Annotated in this window: 25 protein-coding genes; 7 read left to right on the plus strand and 18 right to left on the minus strand. The window is 38.6% G+C overall.

The window, feature by feature from the left end:
- Entirely contained in the window at positions 1-780 is a 780-nt protein-coding gene (locus tag P3R27_RS10335) for a hypothetical protein (RefSeq protein WP_126133937.1), read from the plus strand.
- Positions 781-920: 140 nt separating this feature from the next.
- Here the strand turns inward: P3R27_RS10335 and P3R27_RS10340 are convergent, their stop codons facing one another.
- The 4 genes from P3R27_RS10340 to P3R27_RS10355 form a co-directional block, all read right to left on the minus strand.
- The gene (locus tag P3R27_RS10340; RefSeq protein WP_010736189.1) at positions 921-1,268 is read right to left on the minus strand and encodes a DUF1831 domain-containing protein; all 348 of its coding nucleotides are present in this window, start codon (positions 1,266-1,268) and stop codon (positions 921-923) included.
- A 75-nt stretch (positions 1,269-1,343) separates the two neighbouring features.
- Positions 1,344-2,474: a cysteine desulfurase family protein gene (locus tag P3R27_RS10345; RefSeq protein ID WP_080693158.1), complete on the minus strand. Its 1,131-nt coding sequence runs from the start codon at positions 2,472-2,474 to the stop codon at positions 1,344-1,346.
- Between the two features lie 166 nt (positions 2,475-2,640).
- Positions 2,641-3,621 carry a ribose-phosphate diphosphokinase gene (locus P3R27_RS10350; protein WP_126133936.1) on the minus strand — a complete coding sequence of 327 codons (981 nt, stop codon included), beginning with the start codon at positions 3,619-3,621 and terminating at the stop codon, positions 2,641-2,643.
- Positions 3,622-3,698: 77 nt separating this feature from the next.
- Entirely contained in the window at positions 3,699-4,553 is an 855-nt protein-coding gene (locus tag P3R27_RS10355; protein ID WP_034688944.1) for a hypothetical protein, read from the minus strand.
- A 235-nt stretch (positions 4,554-4,788) separates the two neighbouring features.
- On the opposite strand from P3R27_RS10355, the gene P3R27_RS10360 reads away from it, so the two are divergent.
- Positions 4,789-6,696 carry a M13 family metallopeptidase gene (locus P3R27_RS10360; protein WP_301356903.1) on the plus strand — a complete coding sequence of 636 codons (1,908 nt, stop codon included), beginning with the start codon at positions 4,789-4,791 and terminating at the stop codon, positions 6,694-6,696.
- 113 nt (positions 6,697-6,809) lie between these two features.
- On the opposite strand, the gene P3R27_RS10365 is transcribed toward P3R27_RS10360, so the two are convergent.
- The 6 genes from P3R27_RS10365 to P3R27_RS10390 all read right to left on the minus strand — a co-directional run bounded on the left by P3R27_RS10365 (position 6,810) and on the right by P3R27_RS10390 (position 9,933).
- On the minus strand, positions 6,810-6,941 hold the full coding sequence (locus P3R27_RS10365; protein ID WP_235186340.1) for a putative holin-like toxin: 132 nt from the start codon (positions 6,939-6,941) through the stop codon (positions 6,810-6,812).
- Positions 6,942-7,379: 438 nt separating this feature from the next.
- Positions 7,380-7,649 (minus strand): hypothetical protein, encoded by a 270-nt coding sequence (locus P3R27_RS10370; protein WP_034688947.1) that lies wholly within the window; start codon positions 7,647-7,649, stop codon positions 7,380-7,382.
- Between the two features lie 149 nt (positions 7,650-7,798).
- Positions 7,799-8,350, minus strand: coding sequence for a cysteine hydrolase family protein (locus P3R27_RS10375; RefSeq protein ID WP_034688948.1), 552 nt, complete (start codon positions 8,348-8,350; stop codon positions 7,799-7,801).
- A 12-nt stretch (positions 8,351-8,362) separates the two neighbouring features.
- Positions 8,363-9,055, minus strand: a complete 693-nt coding sequence (locus P3R27_RS10380) for a 5'-methylthioadenosine/adenosylhomocysteine nucleosidase (protein WP_126133935.1) — start codon at positions 9,053-9,055, stop codon at positions 8,363-8,365.
- A gap of 17 nt (positions 9,056-9,072) precedes the next feature.
- Positions 9,073-9,357 carry a cell wall synthase accessory phosphoprotein MacP gene (gene macP, locus P3R27_RS10385; protein ID WP_034688951.1) on the minus strand — a complete coding sequence of 95 codons (285 nt, stop codon included), beginning with the start codon at positions 9,355-9,357 and terminating at the stop codon, positions 9,073-9,075.
- A gap of 12 nt (positions 9,358-9,369) precedes the next feature.
- Positions 9,370-9,933: an NUDIX hydrolase gene (locus tag P3R27_RS10390; RefSeq protein WP_034688952.1), complete on the minus strand. Its 564-nt coding sequence runs from the start codon at positions 9,931-9,933 to the stop codon at positions 9,370-9,372.
- A gap of 217 nt (positions 9,934-10,150) precedes the next feature.
- Between P3R27_RS10390 and P3R27_RS10395 the strand changes: the two genes are divergently transcribed.
- Positions 10,151-10,807, plus strand: a complete 657-nt coding sequence (locus P3R27_RS10395) for a 5-bromo-4-chloroindolyl phosphate hydrolysis family protein (RefSeq protein ID WP_034688953.1) — start codon at positions 10,151-10,153, stop codon at positions 10,805-10,807.
- Between the two features lie 89 nt (positions 10,808-10,896).
- Positions 10,897-12,096 carry a toxic anion resistance protein gene (locus P3R27_RS10400; RefSeq protein WP_034688954.1) on the plus strand — a complete coding sequence of 400 codons (1,200 nt, stop codon included), beginning with the start codon at positions 10,897-10,899 and terminating at the stop codon, positions 12,094-12,096.
- A 63-nt stretch (positions 12,097-12,159) separates the two neighbouring features.
- On the opposite strand, the gene P3R27_RS10405 is transcribed toward P3R27_RS10400, so the two are convergent.
- The 4 genes from P3R27_RS10405 to sapR form a co-directional block, all read right to left on the minus strand.
- Positions 12,160-13,539 carry an APC family permease gene (locus tag P3R27_RS10405; protein WP_034688956.1) on the minus strand — a complete coding sequence of 460 codons (1,380 nt, stop codon included), beginning with the start codon at positions 13,537-13,539 and terminating at the stop codon, positions 12,160-12,162.
- A gap of 43 nt (positions 13,540-13,582) precedes the next feature.
- Entirely contained in the window at positions 13,583-14,449 is an 867-nt protein-coding gene (locus P3R27_RS10410) for a GRP family sugar transporter (RefSeq protein ID WP_034688957.1), read from the minus strand.
- Between the two features lie 331 nt (positions 14,450-14,780).
- Entirely contained in the window at positions 14,781-15,806 is a 1,026-nt protein-coding gene (gene sapS / locus P3R27_RS10415; RefSeq protein WP_034688958.1) for a two-component system sensor histidine kinase SapS, read from the minus strand.
- Positions 15,807-15,823: 17 nt separating this feature from the next.
- Positions 15,824-16,498, minus strand: a complete 675-nt coding sequence (sapR, locus tag P3R27_RS10420) for a two-component system response regulator SapR (protein WP_010736206.1) — start codon at positions 16,496-16,498, stop codon at positions 15,824-15,826.
- 454 nt (positions 16,499-16,952) lie between these two features.
- Between sapR and P3R27_RS10425 the strand changes: the two genes are divergently transcribed.
- Entirely contained in the window at positions 16,953-17,786 is an 834-nt protein-coding gene (locus P3R27_RS10425) for a manganese catalase (protein WP_034688959.1), read from the plus strand.
- Positions 17,787-17,832: 46 nt separating this feature from the next.
- Here P3R27_RS10425 and P3R27_RS10430 read toward each other — a convergent pair whose 3' ends face one another.
- The 3 genes from P3R27_RS10430 to P3R27_RS10440 form a co-directional block, all read right to left on the minus strand.
- Complete coding sequence (locus P3R27_RS10430) at positions 17,833-18,039, minus strand: hypothetical protein (RefSeq protein WP_023519183.1); 207 nt, start codon at positions 18,037-18,039, stop codon at positions 17,833-17,835.
- 191 nt (positions 18,040-18,230) lie between these two features.
- Positions 18,231-18,686: an arginine repressor gene (locus P3R27_RS10435; protein ID WP_034688962.1), complete on the minus strand. Its 456-nt coding sequence runs from the start codon at positions 18,684-18,686 to the stop codon at positions 18,231-18,233.
- Positions 18,687-18,743: 57 nt separating this feature from the next.
- A complete protein-coding gene (locus tag P3R27_RS10440; protein ID WP_034688964.1) occupies positions 18,744-19,394 on the minus strand; it encodes a GyrI-like domain-containing protein in 651 nt (216 codons plus the stop codon).
- Positions 19,395-19,602: 208 nt separating this feature from the next.
- Between P3R27_RS10440 and P3R27_RS10445 the strand changes: the two genes are divergently transcribed.
- Together P3R27_RS10445 and P3R27_RS10450 are read left to right on the plus strand one after the other, a co-directional pair.
- Positions 19,603-20,973: an MFS transporter gene (locus tag P3R27_RS10445; RefSeq protein WP_034688966.1), complete on the plus strand. Its 1,371-nt coding sequence runs from the start codon at positions 19,603-19,605 to the stop codon at positions 20,971-20,973.
- A 188-nt stretch (positions 20,974-21,161) separates the two neighbouring features.
- Entirely contained in the window at positions 21,162-22,268 is a 1,107-nt protein-coding gene (locus tag P3R27_RS10450) for an NAD(P)/FAD-dependent oxidoreductase (RefSeq protein WP_126133933.1), read from the plus strand.
- Positions 22,269-22,334: 66 nt separating this feature from the next.
- On the opposite strand, the gene apf is transcribed toward P3R27_RS10450, so the two are convergent.
- Positions 22,335-22,943 carry an aggregation-promoting factor gene (apf, locus tag P3R27_RS10455; RefSeq protein WP_023519180.1) on the minus strand — a complete coding sequence of 203 codons (609 nt, stop codon included), beginning with the start codon at positions 22,941-22,943 and terminating at the stop codon, positions 22,335-22,337.
- Positions 22,944-23,266: the final 323 nt, after the last annotated feature.

Raw genomic sequence — 23,266 nt, forward strand, 5'->3', positions numbered from 1 at the left:
ATGCCTAAGGTTAGTTTTCACACCACGATCACTGCTTCTGAAACACAGATCCAATTGGAGAAAGAACAAATCCAACTCTCTATTTGTTCAAAGCCAGTAAAAGAAATAGAAAATTCCTTTTATCTTTATTACTTAGATAAAAAGTGTCTGGCAATTGGTACAAAGATCCGCCCAAAATCCTTTGACCAAGTCATCACTATCCATTTACCATGGGATCTTGAAGCCGATTATTTTATGTATCTAATGAATAATCAAGCCGCCGAAGTTGGGCTGACATTAGAAAAAGACAAAGATTTCAAAGAAAAAATCCCAGTTGAAGCAACCAAAAAATTAGCCCCGACGATCGAAAAAGTAACGACTGTGTTATCCTCGTTTGGCTACGGATTTGCTCCGCTTACTGCAACGAAAAAGAAACCTGCCAAAGCGCGTCATCGGTGGACGAAACAAATCAGCGAGATTCCTTTTACTGTGGAATTTCGTGGTAGCAAGGCAACACTTTACTGGATCAGTCGCAATGAGATGTTGATCAAAGCTGGCGCTACGTTATTACTTGATGCCCCTTTGAATAAAGACGGTTCGGTTAGTTATGCCGCGAAATATGGAGATAAGATGCGGGCTGACTACCAAGAGCAGATCAAAGATGGGAAAGTTGTGGAGGACATCATCGTCAAAAGCGTGAATGAAGCTAGCCTATTACTGTATTATGGCGGAACAAATAGTTGGTTAGAACTAAAAGATGCCCAAGGAAAAACATTAGATGAATGGTCAAAAGTTGAATGATTGCTGATCGATAAATGAAAAATACCCAAGCGCAAGAAGGACAGTTACGCATGCTCGCCGTCACATGAAGACGATACATGCACTTGTTTTTCTAGTGCTTGGGTACTTTTTTGTTTTTCTTTGTTGTGTCACATGAGTGCTTAGCCTTCTACTTTTTCAAATAGTCCACGACTGATCATGCTATCCATCAAGAAATAAAACTTATCTTGGCTCATTTTTTGCTTTGGATCTTTAAAAATATCGACTGCACGCAAACCATTGGCTGTCGTGATCGACATTTTCATTGTCTTGATGTCTTTTGCAACCGTGATTTTTAATTTAAAACCTTCTTTGCTTTGTGGTGTTGCATCAAGTGGACGAATCAATTGATAGTTCCCGCCATTTGTTTCTGTAAAGCCATTATCGCGTAATGTGTATCTTTTTGCATCTGGATGTAAACGGTAGCTAACTGGAGAACCGAGTACGGACGCTGTTTGTTCAAATGCCATCTTTTTCACCTCAGTAAGTTTAGTTTCCTCTTTATTATAAAAGTTTCTAACTCGTTTTACTAGGTTTTTTAGCGCTTAGATTGCTTTGACTAAACCATCAGCAAATCGTTGGACTTCTTCTTCTGTATTCCCATAGCCAAAACTGATGCGGATGGATTCTTTCAAGAATGGTGTTCCTTTTCCATACATGGCTTCTAGTACATGAGAAGGTTCGATATTTCCAGCAGTACATGCCGAACCGATTGAGATCGCAAAGCCTTGTAGATCCAATTTCATCAACAATAGATCGTTGACGATCCCTGGAATACGTAAATTCAGTACATGAGGTAATTTATTCGTCAAATCACCATTGATCGCATATTCAATCTCATTTTCTGTCAATTTATCTAAAATCAGTTGTTGGAAGCCCAAGTATTTTTTATTACGTGCTTCTCTTTCTTCCAGCGTTAATATTTCTACCGCTTTCGCTAAGCCACAGATCCCTGCTAAGTTTTCTGTACCGGCACGGCGTTTTTCTTCTTGTTCTCCACCTAAAAGCAAAGGTGGGATATTTACGCCATCTCTTTTATATAAAAAACCGATTCCTTTAGGTCCATTGATTTTATGACCAGATATGCTCAAAAGATCGATTCCTAACTCTTGAGGATGAATCGTTTGATTACCATAAGCTTGAACAGCATCCGTATGGAAATAGGCTGGATGTTCTCGTAAAATTCCACCGATTTCTTTGATTGGTAATAAATTGCCGATTTCATTGTTCCCGTACATGATCGAGACTAGAATCGTGTCTTCTCTTAAAGCCGAGCGGAAATCAGCGATCGAGATATTTCCTTTTTGGTCAACTGGTAGATATGTAACCTCAAAACCCTTTTTTTCAAGATACTTCATCGTATTCAAGACAGCTGGATGCTCAATAACTGTAGTGATTAGATGTTTCCCTTCATTTTGACGTGAGAATGCTGTTTCAATAATCGCAGTATTATCGCCTTCCGTTCCGCCACTGTTAAAAATGATTTCATGCGGGTGGACGTGCAAACTATCTGCCACGATTTGTCTGGCATTTTCTAATTTTTCATGAGCCATCCGACCAAATCCATGAATGCTCGAAGGATTGCCAAATGTCCCTTCCATGATAGCCATCATTTCTTTGATTACTAACGGATGCATCGGCGTCGTCGCTGCATGATCTAAATAAATATTGCCCAATGTATTCATCCCTTTCAAATAGAACTAGGCACATTCTAGCATAGAAATAGCTAGTTACCAAAAATAAACTTAGCCAAAAAGATGTTTTTTTAGTCGATATGCCCAAGTTTCTAGCAAAAAACACCATAAATGACCTAAATTCCGTCATTTTATGGTGTTTCATTTGTTATCTAAAGCTCTTCTCTTCCAAACGGAACAATGGGCTCATTGGCGTGTTTTCGTGGATACGTTTGACGGCTTCACCCATCAAGTTTGAACAAGTGACGATCGTCAAGTTTTCAGGGTGACGGTCTTCTGGTGTATAGACAGAATCAGTGATACAGATATCTTTGATTGGCGCTTCGTCCAAGATCTCTTTTGCTGGCTCTGATAACAAGCCGTGGGAAGCACAAACATAGATATCCTTGGCGCCATTTTCTTTCAAGACTTTGGCTGCTCGAGCGAATGTCAATCCAGTATTTAAAATATCATCAACCAGTATACACGTTTTTCCTTGAACATTCCCGATCACGTAACTTGCTGCTGTCCCTTCGACTTCTTCGTCCGCATGATCAACGATCGCTAACGTACTATTCAAATACTCTGATAAGCTACGCGCGCGTTGGACACCACTGTTCTTTGGTGAAACAACGACAATGTCATCGCCGATCAGACCAAGTTCACGGTAATAATGTGCAAATAATGGCATTGTAAATAAGTTATCTACTGGAATATCAAAGAATCCTTGTACTTGCACCGTATGCAGATCTAAGGTCAATACACGAGTCGCTCCTGCTTCTTCAAGCATGTTCGCAATCAATTTTGCTGTAATTGGTTCATGGGGCTTCGCTGTACGGTCTTGTCTCGCATAACCATAATAAGGCAATACCACATTGATTGTTTTGGCACTTGCACGTTTCATCGCATCAATCATGATCAATAATTCCATGTAGTAATCATTGACTGGTGCATTCGTCGATTGAACGATGTAGACATGGTCGCCACGGATACTTTCTTCAATGTTGATTGAAATTTCTCCATCACTAAATTGTTTGACTACACTTTTCCCTAACTCTGTTCCAAATACTTTGGCGATTTTTTCTGCTAACGGTCGATTCCCATTCAAACTAAAGATTTTCAACGTGTCGTCCTGATACTTTTTACTCATGACATCCTCCCAAACTTCTCTATTCTTCGATAGTTTAACATATTTCGTTCCGTATTTCTGGTATTTTCTGAAAATAATCAAGGAAGTGAGACTGTTCCATTTCCCCAACTTGCAGGAATCACTTTATTTGTGTTTCCCCAATTATCATGGACTTTATAATAACGCTCACCAGAAGCTGATTCATAGTAAGCATACGCAGTGACCCAATGATTACCATAGGTACTACCTAGCAATCTTAAAATACCGATCATCACAGGTTTTCCTTCTCGAATACGCTTTGTTGCTCGTTGCCAAGAACCGACTACTGTACTTCTGGCATAAATCGGTTGCTGTTGTTTTCTAAAAAAGGCTGAGATTCCTGTACTTACTTGGATAGGTACGGTAGGCAAGCCTAAAGGTTGAATCGTTTTACGCAGTTTTTGGATCAATTCTTTCGCATCGCGGGAATCTTTTCGGCGGATATCTGAAGGAATCAGATTGGGCATACAATGATCTTGATAGTAGGCAAGTAAAACTGCTGCCGCATAGGTACCACAAAGATAACCAGATGTTGTTCGCCACTTTTTATATGTCAAGAAACGTTGTTCCGGCAAACCTACCCAGCAATCAATTAAATGAGTCGTCGGCGCTCGTTGTGTCCACTTTGCCCAAAGCTTATCGATCATCTCATCGTCAATTCCTTCTGCATTTATACTGGCTTCTTGCCAAGTATTGGATGTTGCAATGCTTGTTGAATAGGCATTTACCACTGTAACAAATTCGACTGCTTTTCCTTGAGGATCAACGATCAAATAACTCTCATTTTCAAAAATCACTGCTAAATAGTGTCCTTTTTCTTGTTTCCTTTTTAGCAGACGAAACTCACTGATTCGCTCGGTTTTTCCATTGAGCAAGACTTCTTGCCATTTCCCACTTGCTTTTTTCAGAATCAATCACCTCCTCCCTCATTATAAGGGATAGTCCTAAAAAAATAAATCAGATCGACTAGTGATTGATTGCTCTTTCTGATCAATTTTCTTGATTCAGATGTTACGTGTTTTTACTCCTCTTCCGCCTGAGAAACCGATTACACTTTTATTCCTCGGAAATAGATTTTACGTTCCATTTGTTTATTCTGCTTTTTTGTTAGATAATGGGCACACGGAACTAAAAAGGAGCGATGATTCAATGAACCAAGAACGTTTGAAACAAGATTTTTTTGAAGCAGTAAATGAAGCATGGTTAAAAACAGCAACAATTCCTGCCGATAAGCCAGCAACTGGTGGGTTTCAGGATTTAGTTGATGGCATTGATCAACTAATGATGCGAGATACAGATGAGATGTTAGCTGATCCAACAAAAGTTACATCTGATAAAATGCGTCACTTCCTTGCTTATTATCAACTAGCAAATGATTATGAATATAGAGATCAATTAGGTGCTACACCTTTACAACCAATCCTCGAAAGGATCGAGCAAGTCACTTCCTTTGACGAATTAAATCAGCAATTTCCCGAATGGACATTGGACAGCTTACCGTTGCCTGTTGTCTTAGATGTGGATGCAGATATGAAAAATGCGCAGGTCAATGCCTTTTTCGCTTCACCACCCTCTTTATTTTTACCAGATAAAACATATTATGAAGCAGAACATCCAAATGGTGCTCAATTATTGTCCGTCTTTTTTGATATGATGGTCCAACTTTTAGAAATGACAGGCCGAGAAAGAAGTCAGGCAGAAGTAATCGTCGAACAAGCGATCCAATTCGATAAATTGATTGCGCCACATGTCAAAAGCGCGGAAGAAAATGCAGATTATAGCCAAATGTACAACCCACGTGCCTTTACTGAATTTACGGCATATACAGATGCTCTCGACTTAACTACGTTGACCACTGGCTTGATCGGCACACGTCCAGACCAAGTGATCGTTACTGACCCTGTCTACTTTGAACATTTAGCTGAACTTTTGACGACTCCACATTTCCGACTACTTAAAAGCTGGATGATCGTAAAAACGGTTCGTTCACTAAGCAGTTATCTATCTGAAGATTTCCGTCAAGTCAGTGGGATCTTCTCTCGGACTTTATCAGGAACTGATGAAGCAATGCCACAAAAGAAAGCAGCTTATTACCTTGCTTCTGGACAGTTTGATCATGTGTTGGGCGATTACTACGGAAACAAGTATTTTGGCGAAGCAGCAAAAAAAGATGTTGAACAAATGGTCAAGAAAATGATCACTGTTTACCAAAAACGACTCGAAACGAATGAATGGTTAAGTGATGCGACACGTGAAAAAGCAATCGTCAAATTGAACAAATTAGGCATCCAAGTCGGTTACCCTGATAAAATCCCTGCCTTGTTCGATGCGTTCCAAACAGTTCCCGCAAATGAAGGTGGAACCTTGCTTTCAAATGCGTTGAACTTTAGTCATCTAACCCTAAAAGACCGTTTCAGTAAATGGAACAAGCCTGTTGATCGTGATGAATGGGAAATGAGTGCTGATACAGTCAATGCGTACTATCATCCATTTCGAAACGTGATCGTTTTCCCAGCTGCGATTTTACAAGCACCATTTTATAGTTTGGAACAATCTAGCTCGGCAAACTTCGGCGGAATCGGTGCAGTCATTGCCCATGAGATTTCCCATGCGTTTGACAACAACGGCGCGAAATTTGATGAATTCGGTAACTTGAATAACTGGTGGACAGAAGAAGACTTCGCTCATTTCCAAGAAAAAGCGCAAGCCATGATCGAACAGTTTGACGGTGTACCTTTTGCTGATGGCACAGTCAATGGAAAACTGACTGTTTCTGAGAACATTGCCGATGCCGGTGGATTAAGTTGCGCACTAGAAGCTGCAATGACAGAAGACGATTATTCAGCAGCCGATTTCTTCATGAACTGGGCGACAATCTGGCGTACAAAAGCGAAAAAAGAATACCAACAATTACTTTTACAAATCGATGTTCACGCACCTGCGAAACTTCGGGCGAATATCCAACCACAAAACTTAGCAGAGTTCTACGAAGCATTTAAGATTACCGAAGAAGATCCGATGTATCTAGCACCTGAAAAACGTGTGCATATTTGGTGAAAAATTTCTTTTAGGAACTATATCAAAAAATTGATAGTCAAACAACAAGTTAAAAGAGTATAGAGCAGACACACCAAATTGTTTGCTTTATACTCTTTTTTTAAAGTCATATTTCATTGTATCAACGTTTTTTCAGTAAAGAATTTTCTGTTTAGAGGGTTATTTATTTGATTTTTATAGTCAATAATCAGCAACACTAACGTCGCAAAAGCAATCATCAGTTGCATTGCTTCAAAACTTGACACTTGCCTACCCCTTCTAGGGATAAAGAGCTATGGACCATAGGCATCATCCTTTTTTCAAGAGATTAGCCACCATCTTTTCACTTCTCTACCTCAAAATTATATCATATTATTTACAGTAATTACTTCGATAAACAGTCTTTTTTCATTTTGTCTCTATACCAATCTTTGACTCTGATTCTCGAATGGTGGTTACTCCCACAATTTGACTTAACTGGCTTTCAGCAGTGTTCAGTTTTTTAAATAGAGTTCCTGCTTTTTTCCACCCACCTCTTAATAGTTGAAATGAAAACACTACTTGTCGAAAAACTTTTTTTCCGGCTTATTTCATATTTCTTTTTGATATTTTGAATTTGAATCTATGTATGATTTTATATTTTCTTTACCTATCAACTGATGCTACTCCGTACTAGCCTCTGCTCAGATATGAATTTAAAACAATTAAAATTGTAACTCTCCCAGTTTTATAGTTAAAATATATGCTAATAACAGTGAAAAAATTATAGTTTTTAGTAAGATACTTCTGGTTAAAATGCTCTCTTTAATAAAAAAATCTTCCACTCCTCCCCCATTTTTTGTTATCCAAAAAAAGCCAAGCAAAGAAAATAATGCAAAGAGCGAAAATAACCCTGAGAGATTTGGTAAATATCCTAAAAACACTAAAATTCCCATTAAACCAAAAAAACCTAAATTTGCTTTCCCTTTTCTCATACCGATTCCTTCCTTTCACGTATAAACGACTTTATGTACACTCCATTGATCAATTTGTATGTATATATTTCCCATTGTTTCAGTTAATGACCAATAGAAATAGTGGATAAAATATTCGATCGAATATTTTATCCACTACCTCACTCTTTTTATCCCTTAATGATCTCTGCACCAAGGGCTGTTTGAAAATGTTTCAATGCCCAGTCATGTCCGATTGGATCAAAGCTGGCAATTGCATCTTCGTAAATAAATAATTGATAGCCTAGGTTATAGGCATCGATTGCTGTATGCAAGACACAGATATCTGTACAAACACCTGTTAAATAAATCTCTGTAATCCCACGTTCCCGTAAACGAATGTCAAGATCTGTTCCACTGAATGCAGAATAGTGACGTTTATCGATCCAATAAACATTGGCTTGTGTTTGATGTTCCGCATAAATCTCTTGCAATGAACCATACAGATCGCGGCCTCTGGTTCCGACTATATTATGTGGTGGAAACAATTGGTTTTCCGGATGAAAAGCATCTTCGGGATCATGTGCATCGATCGCAAATACGACAAATTCTTTCTCATCAATAAACTTTTTTGTATACTTCGTTAAAGCTGGTTCAATTGCCTGACCGCTCTTTCCAGTCGTCAATTTCCCATCATCTGCCACAAAATCATAGGTGTAATCAATCGAAATCAATGCTTTCATTCGGTTCGCTCCTTATACAAGATGTTTGACAAATTCAATCACCATTTCAGCTGAACGTTTCCCTGCTTCTTCGATGAATTCGTCAAAGCTTTGTGTCGCTGAATGGTCCGCCGTATCACTCATTGCTCGCACGATCAAGAAAGGAATATTGAATTGTTGCGCCGTTTGACCGACTGCAGCCCCTTCCATCTCACAAGCAAGTGCTTCAGGGAAATTGCCAAGGATCTCTTGGACTTTGACTGGCGAATCAACAAATGTATCTCCTGTGACGATCAAGCCTTCTTTTGCATTCAAGTTGGTTGCTTCTGCGGCTCTTTTCATTTCTGAACGTAAATACGTGCTTGCTTCATAATAAAGAGGCATGCCTGGTAACTGTCCTGGCTTGTAACCGAACCCTGTAACATCTGCATCAAAATAGGCAACTTTGTCAGAGATCACTACATCCCCTATACGTAGGCCTTCACCGATGCCGCCAGCTGATCCTGTATTGATGACCATGTTTACACCGTATTGTTGAATCAATAAGCTTGTTGTGATCGATGCCAAGACTTTACCGATACCTGAACGTACAACAATGACTTCATGATTGCCTAATGAGCCTGAGATAAACAGAGCACCTGCTCTTTCCCATGATAAGGGTTCTCCTAGTTGTTCTCTTAAAATTTTTACTTCTTCTTCCATTGCTCCGATGATTCCAATTTTCATTTAGTTGTTCCTTCTTTCTATATAAATGCAACTGCCAGAAAAACGATGGCTAACAATAAAATAACGATAACCAAGCCTTTCATCAAAACAGCATTCCATTTACGTGTTTTTTCTCGTTCGCCCGCTCTTGTTTTCGTGATTGGCTTATTTTTCTTTTGTTCTTTACGATAGAAACTCGCGATCTTTTTTTCTTCTTGTTTGTACGTAGCTTCCGCTTTTCTTTGTTTTTTTAATGATGCTTGTGCTTGTGCTTGCTGTCGTTTACGGATTTCGCTACGTGTGACTAGCGGTCCTTTGACCATCAATTGATCCCTCTACTTTCCTTTGTTCATTGATTCCCAGTATTGAATCGCATAAATCGTTTTTGCATCGCAAATGACTTGATCTGACATCGCTTGTTTTGCTTCTGCTAAAGTCAACGCATAAAGTTCCAATACTTCATCCTCATCTTGTGCGAGAGGCTGTTCCACTTTTTCGATATTTACTGCATGATAGATATGCAGGAGTTCATTCGCAAATCCTGGTGACAAATACATAGAAGTCAAATGCTCTAAACGCTCTGCGCGGTATCCAGTTTCTTCTTCTAATTCTCTAGCAGCAGTGATCTCAGGCGCCTGTTTTTCTCCTGGATCAATTTTACCAGCTGGTATTTCGAGGATCACTTTTTCTAAAGGTTTGCGGAATTGTTTGACTAATAGTAGACGATCTTTTTCATCAAAAGCAATGATTCCTACACCACCGGGATGAAAGACTAATTCACGCTTCCCGATATTTCCATCTGGTAAGCGGACATCATCCACAGCGACATCAATGATCGCTCCATGATAAATTTCTTTTCGTTGGATCGTTTTCTCTTCAAACTGTTCATATTCAAGCATCTTTTCCCCTGCTTTCTTTTGTCCTATAATAACTACTTTTTTTATTTTTTTCAATTTTCTTTTTGATTTCTTACTTAGTTTACCATATCCAAACCTTAGAAATTCTATAAACTCATAAAATCCACCTTTAGTCCGATACTAATTATTAAGAAGGTTGTGCTAAAATAAAGAAGTAGATGAGCAGAGTGGACAATGAATATACACGGAGGTTTTTAGGATGATTAAAAAGAATTGGAAATGGATCGTAGGTTTACTCTTAGTGATACTGTTCTTCAGTTATAATGATGTATCGATCATATCAATGATCTTGTTAATTGGCGCAGTTTTGCTGATTTGGGGGCTTTTTGGTTTTCGTAAAAAACCTAAGGACAAAACAGCTTTACCAAATCTATCTGATAAATTAGCAGCCCATTATAGCGAAAATGGCATGACACCGAGTGAAGTCTCTTTTTTCAGAGAAACGATGAATCAAACAAAAAATGAAATCGAACAACTAGAAAAAAATATGTACGAAACGGCAAAGCTTAAAGCGATCGATCTTCGTCACGAACCTGTAAAAGCAGCAAAAGGTTTGTTCAAAGAACTCGTAAAAGAACCTACTCGATTGCATGATGCGAGTCAGTTTCTTTACACCCACTTGCCAAACCTAGTGGATTTGACAAACAAATATATTGAGATCAATGAACACGAGATCAAAAACAAACAGACCTATCAAAAACTGGAAGAAAGTACCCAGATCATTGATCAACTTGCTTCATTAGTCGCGAAAGACTATCAAGATTTCGTTTCGGAAGATTTGGAAGATATCGATGTAGAGATATCTGTTGCGAAACAAAGCTTAAAGCGTGATAATAAAGATGTACCAGAAGAATAAGCACGTTTATTTCTTGGACTCGGAACACTTAGACATCGTCTGATTGTTTCGGGTACTTTTTCTAGCTTAATCGATAAGGAGGAATTTTAATGGAAAATAATCCACATGAACCAAAAAACGAAGTAACCCCTGTAAATGATACTTTAGAAGATTTATTGAATAATCCTTTTTCGACACCCGTCGATAAATTGACTCAAACACAACAAAATGAAATTAATGCACTTCAAGAACAGCAAACTGCTGCTCGGTTGATTGATAAATTACCTGCTGAAAGACAAGAACAAGCCAAACAATTGGCTGAAAAAATTGATGTCACTGATTCTCAGTCGGTCATCAGCTACGGTTCAGCTGCTCAAACAAAATTAGGTGAGTTCTCACAGTCGATGTTGAATCACGTGCAAGCACAAGATATCGGACCAGTCGGTGATTCATTGACTGAACTGATGTACCGCCTTCAAGAAGCAAATCCAGATGAATTACGTGCAGGAGAAGGAAATATTTTCCAACGCGTATTCGGTAAAGTCAAACAATCGATTTATGAAGTCACTGCCAAATACCAAAAAATCGGTGCGCAAATCGACAAGATCTCAGTCAAATTAGACAAAGAAAAAGATGGCCTATTAAAAGACAATCTGATGTTAGAACAACTTTATCAAAAAAATAAAGATTATTTTGATGCGTTGAACATTTATATCGCTGCTGGCGAATTAAAAATGGAAGAATTGCAAACAAAGATCATTCCAGAAGCCATGCGAAAAGCAGAAGAAACAGGGGATCAAATGGATGTACAGATCGCCAATGATTATACACAGTTTCTTGATCGCCTGGACAAGCGCACTCATGATCTACGCTTAGCCAGACAGATCACGATCCAACAAGCGCCCCAGATCCGTTTGATCCAAAATACAAACCAAGCATTGGCAGAAAAGATCCAAGCATCGATTGCTACAGCCATCCCATTATGGAAAAACCAAGTGGTGATTGCGTTGACCTTGCTTCGACAAAAAGATGCAGTGACAGCACAACGACAAGTTTCTGAAACAACCAATGATTTATTGAAGAAAAACTCAGAAATGTTGAAAATCTCTGCCATCGAAACTGCTAAAGAAAATGAACGTGGCATCGTGGATATCGAAACATTGCAAACCACACAAAATGATTTGATCGAAACGATCCAAGAAACACTTCGTATCCAACAAGAAGGAAAAGAAAAACGTCGTCATGCAGAAGTCGAACTTGGCCATATGGAAGAAGACTTGAAACAAAAATTACTCGATTTAACGCAATAACAAATAGAATGAAAAAACCTTGTATCAGCAACGCTGCTTGATACAAGGTTTTTTGTTCATTTTTTATTTTTCGGTATTCATCTTACTGTGTTTGTAACCATAGCCAAAGTAAATCACTAGGCCGATCACCATCGTAATCGCGAAGACTAACCAAGTAACCGCCTGTAAACGTAACATCAAGACTAGACAAGATAAGATCGAAATGATTGGTAAAATCGGTACCAATGGCACTTTGAACTCGCCTGCTTTTGGTTTGCCAAACATTTTACGCAATTTCAGTAAGCCTAGACTAACTAACATTAGATAAGCCAATGCCATGATGTTCGTCAACTCTGCCAAAATATTTAGTGGGAAGAACCCAGCAAAGAATAGTGCAGCGATTCCAGCTGCATAAGTTGCTTTCTTCGGTGTACGATGTTTTTTGTCGATTTCTGTCATGAACTGTGGTAACAAGCCATCTTTACTTACTGCAAACAATAAGCGAGCTAATGAATACATCATTGAGATCGTTACAGTCAATAAGGTCAAAATCGCTCCAACCGCAATGATTGCTCCTACTGTTCCATGCCCTACGTAACGCATCGCAAATGCCACAGGATCATTTACACCTAATTCTGTATAAGGAACGATCCCTGTTAAAATCAATGTCACAATAATATACAACACCGTGGCGATCAAGATCGAGCCGATGATTCCTCTTGGTACATCTTTTTGAGGATTTTTTACTTCCTCCGCAGCCATCGCTACCGCATCGAATCCTAAGAATGCAAAGAAAACTAAGGCTGCACCGTCTAGTACACCTTCAAAGCCGAATGGTGTGAATGGCTGCCAATTCTCTGGTTTAACAAAAAAGATTCCTACAATAATAAATAATGCAATGATTCCAAATTTCACATAAACCATCATGTTGTTCAATCGTAACGCTTTCTTCGCTTCCAAAGAAACAACGTATGTGACGAAAATCACAACAAGCACCGCAATTAAGTCGATGTATGTACCATTGGCTGGATTATATCCACCTGTTAGTGCCGTTGGTAAGCCAAAACCAAGACTTTCAATAAACCCTTGTACATAACCGGACCAACCTGACGCAACGGATGAAACGGCCAATAAGAACTCACCGATTAATAACCATCCAGTCAACCAAGCTGCAAATTCACCGAATACGACGTATAGATACGCATATGGTCCGCCGATCACTGGTACCCGCGAAGCAAATTCTGCAAAGCTTAGACCAGATAAAATCACAACGATCGCTGCTAAAACAAATGATAATGATAGTGCCGGACCGGCATTTTGGTTTGCTGCCACTCCTGTTACGACAAATATACCTGTACCGATGATCGCGCCAATACCAAGCATGATCAAATCGGATGTTTTTAGTTCTTTCTTCATCTCACTCGTATGATTGAGACTGATTTTTTTCTTACGAAACAAATCCATTAAATTCCCTCCCCCTGATTTTTTGGTATATAAAAAAACAGCTTTACGCTGTTTTCATATACCCTAAAAGGATACCACCAAAAATAACTAAAAGGCAACCTACAATTACAAATATAAGCTCTTTTTTGGTCTTTTTCTCCCCTAAGATAAAAATACCACCTAGAGTTGAAATGATGATCCCCATTTGAGAAAGAGAGAAACCGACTGCTAGTCCTAATGACTTAACGGTCAATAGCATACATACGTTACCGATTCCCCATAACAATCCACTCGCCATATTTTTCCAAACATATTGATCAACTTTTACTTTTCGGAAAGCAAAGAAACTAGCCCCTAAGATCATACCGATACTTTGCGGTAAAATAATCGACATCGCATCTAAATTCGCCCAGTTGACGATGATCGTATAGACACCATAACCTAAAGTAGAGTAGATCAATGCTCTGAATCCTTTACCGAAATCAAGCATTTTATTATCTGTATCGACTTTTCCTTCATCATCTTGTCGAGCAGTCAAATACGCACCGCTTACAAGAAGAATCAGCGCTAAAATACCATAAACGTAATCTTTTGTTTGTGTCCATTCATGGAAAAAGACAGCGCCCGCAATCGTATTCAAAATTAATTGAAAACCAGTGGATAAAGGTAATCCTACAGATACTCCCATGAACTTCATACCATGAAATTGCCCATTTTGTCCGACACTCCACGCTAGACCAGATAAAAATCCAATCAATATGATCCATGGCGTAATCGTTGGATTAACGATGAAAAAAGCAACGAGTGAAAAAAGAAATGCACCGATCGTCATTCCTAATGTTTGTTGATTGGCATCGCCACCGATCTTTCCACTGACTAAACCAATACTTCCCCACGCGACCATTGGGACTAATGCGATTAATAATTCCATAAACATTCTCCTTCTTTTAAATGTCACATGTTATAGAACATATCAACGAAAACGTTAACAACACAAGAGTTATTTTTTATTTCTCACTTTTTTCTAACTTAACTTCATTGACGTTTTTATGAAGTTCAATCAGTCACTAATAAATCCATAAATAAAATCAACTGTTTCCTCGAAAATTCTTCTACTTTCGGGGTAACAGCTGATGGATAACTATATTTAAACTTGTTCAATCATCATTTAAGGTCAACACACTTCTCTCACAACCAAATTAGAATATGTTCAACCGGTAGTTCCTTCAGAAATACGCGTGAACCTGTCGCAATCCCATTTTTTAACGTTCTTCCTGGTAAAAACTCAAGATAGGGAAAAACAAAGACATGGTCGTCCCTTCTCCTTCAATCGAGTCAACAGTGAGAGAAATCCCTAATTTTTCCGCGAGATTTTTAGCGAGGTATAATCCTAAACCAGTAGAGTGAGTTTTGCTCAGACGGCCATTCGCTCCAGTGAAGCCTTTGTCAAAAATCCGTCCAATATCCTCTTTCGGTATACCGATGCCCGAATCTTTGACAGAAAATTTTACACCTTTTGTCGTCTTTTCGATCAATAGTTTGATCTCGCCTTCATCCGGCGTATACTTAATGGCATTACTAAGAATCTGTTTGAAAATAAAAGCCACCCATTTGGAATCAGTCAAAATCGTTTGATCTTCACCTATCACTTCATAACGTATTTTCTTTTGGATAAAATAATTGGCTTGGCTACGAATGACGGGTTGGATGATACTCTTGATCTTGTATTCTTGGATCAAATAGTCTCTTGAAAAACTATCCAAGCGCGCATAATACAATACTTGTTCCACATACTCATCGATTTTAGACAACTCATTTTCTAACAATGTATATTTTTGATCATCGATATCAAACTCGATCGATCGTACTAACAATTCTGCAGCCGCTACGGGGACTTTGATTTCATGGACCCATGAGTCGATATAATCTTTTTGATCTTGCTGGTTCGTGATGGCTTCTTGCATCACTTCCTGATGTTCACGTATCAGTTGATTGATATAATCTTCTATCAACTTCTCTTCCTCTGTATGTCCACCATCTAAATAATTTTGCAAGGGAGAATTTTTTTGTAGATTTGCCAATTTTGCCCACCATCGACGTTTACTCAAGTAACAGACAAGTAAAAAAAAGATTAAGAAAACACCTTCGATCAGTATTAAATAAGCAATCGTGGCCCAATCGACCGTAATATTAGGGGCTAACCACATCACAAAAATCGTCAATAAAATAAAAAATATCCATCCGACGATCAGCGACCATTGATCTTTCAAATACTTAAAAAAGTTCATAGTTGTCTTTCATCCTTTCAGGGAACAATATACCCCTGGCCGACTTTTGTTTCGATATAATCGGTGATCCCTGCCTGTTCGATTTTACGACGTAAGCGATTGATATTAACCGTCAGTGTATTGTCATCGACAAACCGTTCATCATCCCACAACGCACGCAACAATTTTTCACGAGTCAAAATTTTCCCGTGTTGCTTCATTAAAATAAACAACAAGCGATACTCATTCTTGCTCAAATCGATCATTTCACCATTAATCTCCATACTACCATTATCGACATTCAACGTGATTCCATTGTGGGTCATCATTTCACTCGACAACTCACCATAATTATATGAGCGACGCAATAAAGCATTGATTTTAGCAATCAAGACATCGATTTGAAACGGCTTCGTCACAAAATCGTCTGCCCCCATGTTCATCGCCATGATCATGTCCATATTCGTATTACGACTTGAAATAAAAATAATTGGGACTTTGGAAATTTCTCGTATTTTTTGGCACCAATAATATCCATCAAATACTGGTAAATTGATATCTAAAAGAACAAGTTGTGGTTCTTCTTTCTCAAAATCAGCAAAAACCTGATTGAAATCTGACGTTCCATAGGTTTCAAATTGCCATTTCTCCAACTCTTCCATAATCAGCTGACGAATGATCTCTTCATCTTCCACTACCATAATTTTAGCCATGATATACCTCCGATGTTTTTCTTGTATTAACCATATCAAAGAAGCAAACATTCTACAAGTAACAATAGGTCGTGACAAAAGCATTTTGACCTGAGCAGTAAGCTTTTGGAACACCGTTTATCAGGGGCGTGAGAAAGCCGTTCAGCTCCAAGCTGGAAGCTGGAATTAAAAACAATCGTTCTTTGATGTGACCCTCTCTTCTTTCTCGTTACTTACTTTCCGTTAACAAAAATGAGAATACAATTGGAAATCATCAATAGTTATCATTTATAAAAAAAATATTTCATTGAGCTATTCCTAATTTTTTTCTTTTAACGAAGTCATTCTCACAGAATAAAACATTGATAGATCAACGTTTAAAAAATAAATTCAATATCTAGAGCGTTTTCTTTGAATTTTTTTCCATTACATATAACAATAGTAATGTATTAAAAAATGATTAGGAGGAGATTTGATGTTTAGACACCAAAAAGAATTACAGTTTGAGGCAAAACCAGATCGTCCCAATCCATTAATCGCAAAATATTTACAAGAATTAATTGGCGGACAGTATGGTGAAATGAGTGTAGCGATGCAATATCTTTTCCAAGGTTGGAGCTGTCGTGGAGAAGAAAAATATAAAGATATGCTGATGGACATTGCAACAGAAGAACTTGGACATGTTGAAATGTTAGCGACAATGGTTGCTCGCTTACTTGAAGATGCACCTGTTGAAGATCAAGAAGAAGCAATGAAAAAAGACCCAACGATTGGTGCGATCATTTCCGGCATGAATCCTCAACACGCTATTGTAGCTGGCTTAGGACCTCGTCCTGCGGATAGCGTTGGTAATCCTTGGAGTGGTGGTTATATTGTTGCTAGTGGAAATTTACTTGCTGATTTTCGTGCAAACTTAAACGCAGAATCTCAAGGAAGACTACAAGTAGCTCGTATTTACGAAATGATCGATGATCGTGGCGTAAAAGACCTACTATCAGTTTTATTGGCTAGAGACAGTTATCATCAAAACCTTTGGGCAGCAGCTGTCAAAGAATTAGAAGAAACAGAGGGCGGTATTCTTGTTCCTACGACTTTCCCAAGAGAAGAAGAACGTAAAGATATTGCTTATGACTTCTATAACTTTTCAGAAGGTGACGAAAGTAGCAAAGGTTCTTGGGCAAAAGGTAAAGCTTTAGATGGTGAAGGGGAATATCAATGGTTGGAAGAACCTAAGATCGAAGGCAAAGCACCTAAATTAAAACCGGTAACACCTAAAATGTATGGTACACCTCCCAAAAAAAATAAATGAGACTTAAAAACTGATGCCCTATATTAATGGGCATCAGTTTTTTCTATTATTCTATCAACAATATTCCGTCTTCGACGATCTTACCAAAAAATAGGAAAATACTACTGGTAAACAACAATGTCATGTTCACACCAAAATAGATTGCAATTTTTTCCAGGTAATTTTTGATCTCTTTTATTTTAATGTACATAAATGCCAAAAAATTGACGCCGTAAACTAAAATCGTCAGGAAAATGATCATATTTGTCATCACTGGACTGCTCGCCCCTCTTTCACTATATGCTTATTCAAATTGATTGCAACTTTAGAATGATCCAGATTGTACAGACATCCTTCTAATCATTTCGTACCATTCTTGCAAGTCCAGTATCCATGGAATTTAGTAGGATTTACACAACGTCAATATGTTTAGCGCTTCCATTGATCATTAGACTAAAAGTGAGCCTATTCTCTCATTTGCTCTAATTTTTCAGCGAAAGTCTGGGCTTCTTCTTCTGTGCGACAAATGACTATGAACGTATCAACGCCGGCAATCGTTGCAGCTACTTCTGGATAATCCACTTCATCTAACCAGTTTGTTACCACATCCGCACCATCTTTTTCGGTTAAGACAACGATCATGAATTGAATCCGTTGAATTCGTAATACTTCTCGTTTGACCGCACTTCGCAAGCGATCTTCCATCAAAGAATCCGCTTGTTTATTGAACAACGCATAGCGTATTTGTTTATTCTCATCTTGGATTTTCACAAGTTTCAACTCACGTATATCTCGTGAGATCGTTGCTTGCGTTGCATTGACCCCGTTCAGTTGCAAATGATTCAATAATTCCTCTTGCGTACCGATCGCATGTTCCGTGATCAATTGGCGAATCAATGATTGTCGTTGATTTTTTTTCATACAAAAAACACCTCTTCGTATCTATTATAGCAAAAAAACAGGGAGTCTTTCTTTCTTTTAGTTAATATCTGACACTTCGAATGATTTGTCTTGTTCAACAGTTACTCGCAAAATCGTCTTTAATTTTTCTGGCGCCGTCCTTCTGGGATCACTCAGATAGATTTCTTTATGCTCCTTCGAAGTTCGGCGATAGCCTTTTTCTTTGAGAAATAAAGCCAGCTTTTCAAATGTTTCTGGTTCATCGTCGTAGGAACCAATGTGTAAGATCTGCGCTACAAGGCCTTCTTCGATCGTCTTAAAAACGAGCTGACTCGCGAGATCTTCTGGAATTTTGGTTTTGGCTCGCACTAACGCCTCTGCAGCAACTTGAGGAGTCACAAAATCCGGTTGCTTGATCATCAACTGATAAGAAAAATGCTCTTTTAACATCAATGGTTCATTCAAAAATTTTTCTTGCAGTCCCCACTGACCTTCTAAAGGATACACAGTATAAGGTGAGTAATCAGGAACTAGCCAATCATTTTTAGGTGCCATTCGGATCGTATAGCTAACAGCATATAAACTACTTACACGACGCTTAAATTCTTCTCCATTTGGATCACCTATTCCGTTGATACAAAAAAATTTTTGAGCAGGAAGTGTGATCAATTGCGGTTTCTTTGACATACGATAACTAGGGTCGGTTTTTCTCCATTCGATTTTTTCCATAGGCCCTCCTTGTTTTCTTCTTCACTACTATCATAACTCTTTTACATTGGATTGGCTAATCTGGTTGACACTATTTTTAGACTTATGCTAGAATAAGCCGAACGATAAATCGTACAGATAACACGCCTAGCGTGTCGAGAGAGAGGCGGTTTCTATTTTCGAATAGAAATCTCTCTCTTTTTTTACGAATAAATTAGAGGTGAAAAACATGCAAAAACAAAAACAACTACAGTTAGTGCCGGCCGTACTTGCTACTGGGATCATGTCATTTTCAGGCGTTTTGATCGAAACCGCAATGAACGTGACCTTCCCAACACTGATTCAGGAATTTCAAATCAGTACCTCCCAAGTACAATGGGTAACAACCATTTACTTATTAATGATTGCGATCATTGTGCCACTTTCAACTTATCTGACCAAAAACTTTAGTCTGAGAACCCTTTTCTTGTGTTCCAATTTACTATTTATTGCTGGGTTGTTGGTCGATTACTTTTCCCCTACCTTCTTGTTACTGCTTTTAGGGCGGGTACTCCAAGGTGCTGCGACAGGGATAGCCTTGCCATTGATGTTTCACATCATCTTGACTTTTGCTCCTCTGGGAAAAAGAGGAACGATGATGGGCCTTGGTACTTTGACAACCGCCATTGCCCCCGCGATTGGTCCTACGTATGGTGGGATTTTGACTGCTAATTTCTCATGGAGTCATATTTTTCTCTTTCTATTGCCAGTATTACTCCTTTCACTTGGGATTGGCTTATACGCAATTCCTAAATTTAAAGTTGAAAAAAGTGGCCGCTTAGATTTGCCCAGCGTCCTTGGTGTTAGTCTGATGTTCAGTGGAAGCTTAACTTTTCTAAGCATGTTTAGAGACTGGGTTGGCTGGGTATCCTTAATCATCGCCATTTTAGGATTTATTCTTTTCTATCAACGAACAAAAAAAGCCGATCATCCTTTGATCCGACTTGAAATTTTTAAAAATCATACGTTCTGCTTATTCTTATTTAGCTTTTTAGTTTATCAATTTTTATTACTTGGTGTTTCTTTTGTCCTACCGAACTTCGTCCAAATCGTCCAAGGAAACAATGCCTTTGTCGCTGGTCTAGCTATGCTACCAGGTGCAGCCATTGGTGCCCTCTTATCTCCTTTTTCTGGAAAGTTACTCGACCAACATGGACCTAAAAAGCCAATCTTTATTGGTCTCTTATTTTCACTTATCGGGTGGACCGTCCTTGTGCTTATTTTAGGTCACGCATCATTAGTTTTTTTGATTGCCTGTCATTTCTTCTATATGATCGGTATTGGTTTGTCTTATAGCAATATGATGACTACTGGAATGAATGCTTTATCGATGGAATTACAAGGTGATGGTAACGCTGTATTCAATACGTTACAACAATTTTCCGGAGCTGTCGCTACTACGCTAGTCGCTGTGATCATCAACTTTTTCCAAGACCATCGTTCAGATAGTTATGAAGCAGCAACAACGTTAGGATCAAAAGTTGCTTTAAGCGTCCTACTTGGCTTGTTGCTCATTAGTTTGATCCTATTTATCCGCCATATGGTGCAAAAGCCTAAGTAAATACAAAATTAATATATAAGGAGGTGTGGGAGAATGAAGCTCACTCCTCCTTGTTTTTTGTCTCTAATTTGATCAATAATCAGTTTTGTCCATACATTTGTTCATATGAAATAGAAAAAAATCCTTGGATAAAATATTGTATCTCTAATGGTTCTATGAGATGGTAGATAAGTAAAGGAGGTTTTTCTATGGAAAAAATTGCTATTATCGGTGGTGGCATCATCGGTATGACATTAGCCAACTATTTAGACACCTCTAAATTTGAGGTGTCCTTATTTGATGCAAAAGAAGGACAAGCCACTCGCGCTAGTGCAGGCATCATCTCGCCTTGGCTTTCAAAAAGACGAAATAAACAGTGGTATCAGTTAGCAAAAGATGGTGCGGCTTTTTTCCCAAAACTAATCCAGGATCTATCACTTGATGATTCCATCTATAAACAATCCGGTACACTGATCTTTCGCCAAAAAGAAGCGTTGGAAGATCTTGCTGCAGTGGCCGAAGAACGAAAGAAAGACGCACCTGAAATCGGCAATATTTCGCTGTTAAGGGCTGAAGAGACAGCCACGACTCTTCCATTGTTAAAATCAACACCTGCGTTATTTGTAAGTGGAGGGGGACGTTTAGACGGCCATGCCTACCTATCTCATCTGGCCACACGATTGGAGAAACAAACGGTCAAAGTAATCTCTGAACGTGTCCAGTTACGCAAAGAATCTGCACAATGGATCGTCTCTGGTGCTTTTGGACATCTTAGCTTTGACCGAGTCATATTAGCGCCTGGCCCTTCATTGAAGCCATTACTGGAGCAGGTTGGCTTTCATGCCGATATTCGTCCACAAAAAGGACAGTTGATCGTTTTTCAAACACCTTATGTAAACAGTCAAGAATGGCCTGTCGCCATGTTGGAAGGGGAAGCCGATTTTATCCCATTCAAAGATGGAACTATATTGGTAGGCGCAACCCATGAAAATGATGGAGGCTGGGATTTGACTCCTACTGAATCTGCTTATCTGCAATTGATAAAAAGTACAGTGCCATTTTTAGCTGAACCCGATCAGCTTGCTACATGGAAACACACCATGCGAGTAGGTACTCGTGCGTACACATCCGATTTTGCGCCGTTCTTTGCCCCTGTCCCAGGGGAACCAAGCTTGATTGCCGCAAGCGGCTTAGGCTCCTCTGGTTTGACTACCGGCCCTTATATCGGCTATTTGATTGCAGAGTATATCAATACAGGGATTTGGCGAGGTGATCATTATCAAAAACCGATCGATACGTATCTTTCACGATTGTAAATGAAGAGAAAAAAAGAGGCCTACTTGCGTAGCCCTCTTTTTTGACATCATAAATTGATGGTTATCTTAGTACCAACCGTTTGCTAACCAGAATGCTTTTGCAGCATCCCATGAACCATAGCGTCCAGCAACGTATTCTTCTACAACACGTTCTTGGTTCGCTGGTGAGTAGTCACCGTTCAAATATGCTGAATCTAATTGGTAGCGTCCGATGTAGCGTCCGTTTGTTGCAGTGTAAGAACCACCTGATTCTTTTTGTGCAATCCATTCTTTCGCAGAGTTGCTGTTTGTTGTTACAGTAGTTGTAGCTGGTGCTACTTCAACTGTTTCAACAGGCGCAACATATGTATATTCTTGCGCTGGTGTTTCTGTTACTACAGGAGTTTCTACTTTTTCAGTTGTTGGTGCTACTTCTGTTGTTTTTACTGATGAAGCGTCAGTTGGAATTGTTAATTCTTCACCAACGAAAATGCGGTTGATATCGTCAATCGAATTTTGCTCTGCAATAGCCTTTATCAGTGAATTGTCACCTGCAAATTTTTGTGAGATTTTAGATAATGAATCTCCAGCTTTTACTGTATAGACTTCATCTGCATGAGCAGTAGTCCCTACAAACATTGCAGTTGCTCCAGCGGCAACAGTTGTCCCCAAAACGATCTTTTTAATTGAATTCATAGTAAGCTCCTTTTTTTCTCTTTGATTTGTTTCAACGTCACTAACTTTATCATCTAGAAATATTTCATAGGTGAAGGAATTATGACATTTAATGACAAAATCGTCACATTTTTAATATTTGTAATATTTGATTTTCCGAAAAACTAGGACTAAAGTCGTAGAATCTTTATAAATCAACGTCGAAATCGTTTTCTAACTCTTCCGCAGATACTTTTGAAAAACTTATGTTCTGTAATATTCAGAATAATTTTTTTTCAATTTATGGTATTTATCTGCGAAATTCTTTTCGTTTTTCCAATAATTAATATAATAAACACAAAAAA

This window comes from Enterococcus spodopteracolus, from assembly GCF_030441955.1.
Taxonomy (GTDB): domain Bacteria; phylum Bacillota; class Bacilli; order Lactobacillales; family Enterococcaceae; genus Enterococcus_B; species Enterococcus_B spodopteracolus.

What these genes read in the sequence shown, in the direction of transcription:
- P3R27_RS10435 (WP_034688962.1), bottom strand. Translation starts at nt 18,686, where the DNA reads ATGAAAAAAAATCAACGACAATCATTGATTCGCCAATTGATCACGGAA.
- P3R27_RS10405 (WP_034688956.1), bottom strand. Translation starts at nt 13,539, where the DNA reads ATGGATTTGTTTCGTAAGAAAAAAATCAGTCTCAATCATACGAGTGAG.
- P3R27_RS10335 (WP_126133937.1), top strand. Translation starts at nt 1, where the DNA reads ATGCCTAAGGTTAGTTTTCACACCACGATCACTGCTTCTGAAACACAG.
- P3R27_RS10360 (WP_301356903.1), top strand. Translation starts at nt 4,789, where the DNA reads ATGAACCAAGAACGTTTGAAACAAGATTTTTTTGAAGCAGTAAATGAA.
- P3R27_RS10445 (WP_034688966.1), top strand. Translation starts at nt 19,603, where the DNA reads ATGCAAAAACAAAAACAACTACAGTTAGTGCCGGCCGTACTTGCTACT.
- sapR (WP_010736206.1), bottom strand. Translation starts at nt 16,498, where the DNA reads ATGGCTAAAATTATGGTAGTGGAAGATGAAGAGATCATTCGTCAGCTG.
- P3R27_RS10440 (WP_034688964.1), bottom strand. Translation starts at nt 19,394, where the DNA reads ATGGAAAAAATCGAATGGAGAAAAACCGACCCTAGTTATCGTATGTCA.
- P3R27_RS10425 (WP_034688959.1), top strand. Translation starts at nt 16,953, where the DNA reads ATGTTTAGACACCAAAAAGAATTACAGTTTGAGGCAAAACCAGATCGT.
- apf (WP_023519180.1), bottom strand. Translation starts at nt 22,943, where the DNA reads ATGAATTCAATTAAAAAGATCGTTTTGGGGACAACTGTTGCCGCTGGA.
- P3R27_RS10390 (WP_034688952.1), bottom strand. Translation starts at nt 9,933, where the DNA reads ATGCTTGAATATGAACAGTTTGAAGAGAAAACGATCCAACGAAAAGAA.
- P3R27_RS10380 (WP_126133935.1), bottom strand. Translation starts at nt 9,055, where the DNA reads ATGAAAATTGGAATCATCGGAGCAATGGAAGAAGAAGTAAAAATTTTA.
- P3R27_RS10395 (WP_034688953.1), top strand. Translation starts at nt 10,151, where the DNA reads ATGATTAAAAAGAATTGGAAATGGATCGTAGGTTTACTCTTAGTGATA.
- P3R27_RS10375 (WP_034688948.1), bottom strand. Translation starts at nt 8,350, where the DNA reads ATGAAAGCATTGATTTCGATTGATTACACCTATGATTTTGTGGCAGAT.
- P3R27_RS10400 (WP_034688954.1), top strand. Translation starts at nt 10,897, where the DNA reads ATGGAAAATAATCCACATGAACCAAAAAACGAAGTAACCCCTGTAAAT.
- P3R27_RS10340 (WP_010736189.1), bottom strand. Translation starts at nt 1,268, where the DNA reads ATGGCATTTGAACAAACAGCGTCCGTACTCGGTTCTCCAGTTAGCTAC.
- P3R27_RS10350 (WP_126133936.1), bottom strand. Translation starts at nt 3,621, where the DNA reads ATGAGTAAAAAGTATCAGGACGACACGTTGAAAATCTTTAGTTTGAAT.
- macP (WP_034688951.1), bottom strand. Translation starts at nt 9,357, where the DNA reads ATGGTCAAAGGACCGCTAGTCACACGTAGCGAAATCCGTAAACGACAG.
- P3R27_RS10450 (WP_126133933.1), top strand. Translation starts at nt 21,162, where the DNA reads ATGGAAAAAATTGCTATTATCGGTGGTGGCATCATCGGTATGACATTA.
- P3R27_RS10370 (WP_034688947.1), bottom strand. Translation starts at nt 7,649, where the DNA reads ATGAGAAAAGGGAAAGCAAATTTAGGTTTTTTTGGTTTAATGGGAATT.
- sapS (WP_034688958.1), bottom strand. Translation starts at nt 15,806, where the DNA reads ATGAACTTTTTTAAGTATTTGAAAGATCAATGGTCGCTGATCGTCGGA.
- P3R27_RS10410 (WP_034688957.1), bottom strand. Translation starts at nt 14,449, where the DNA reads ATGGAATTATTAATCGCATTAGTCCCAATGGTCGCGTGGGGAAGTATT.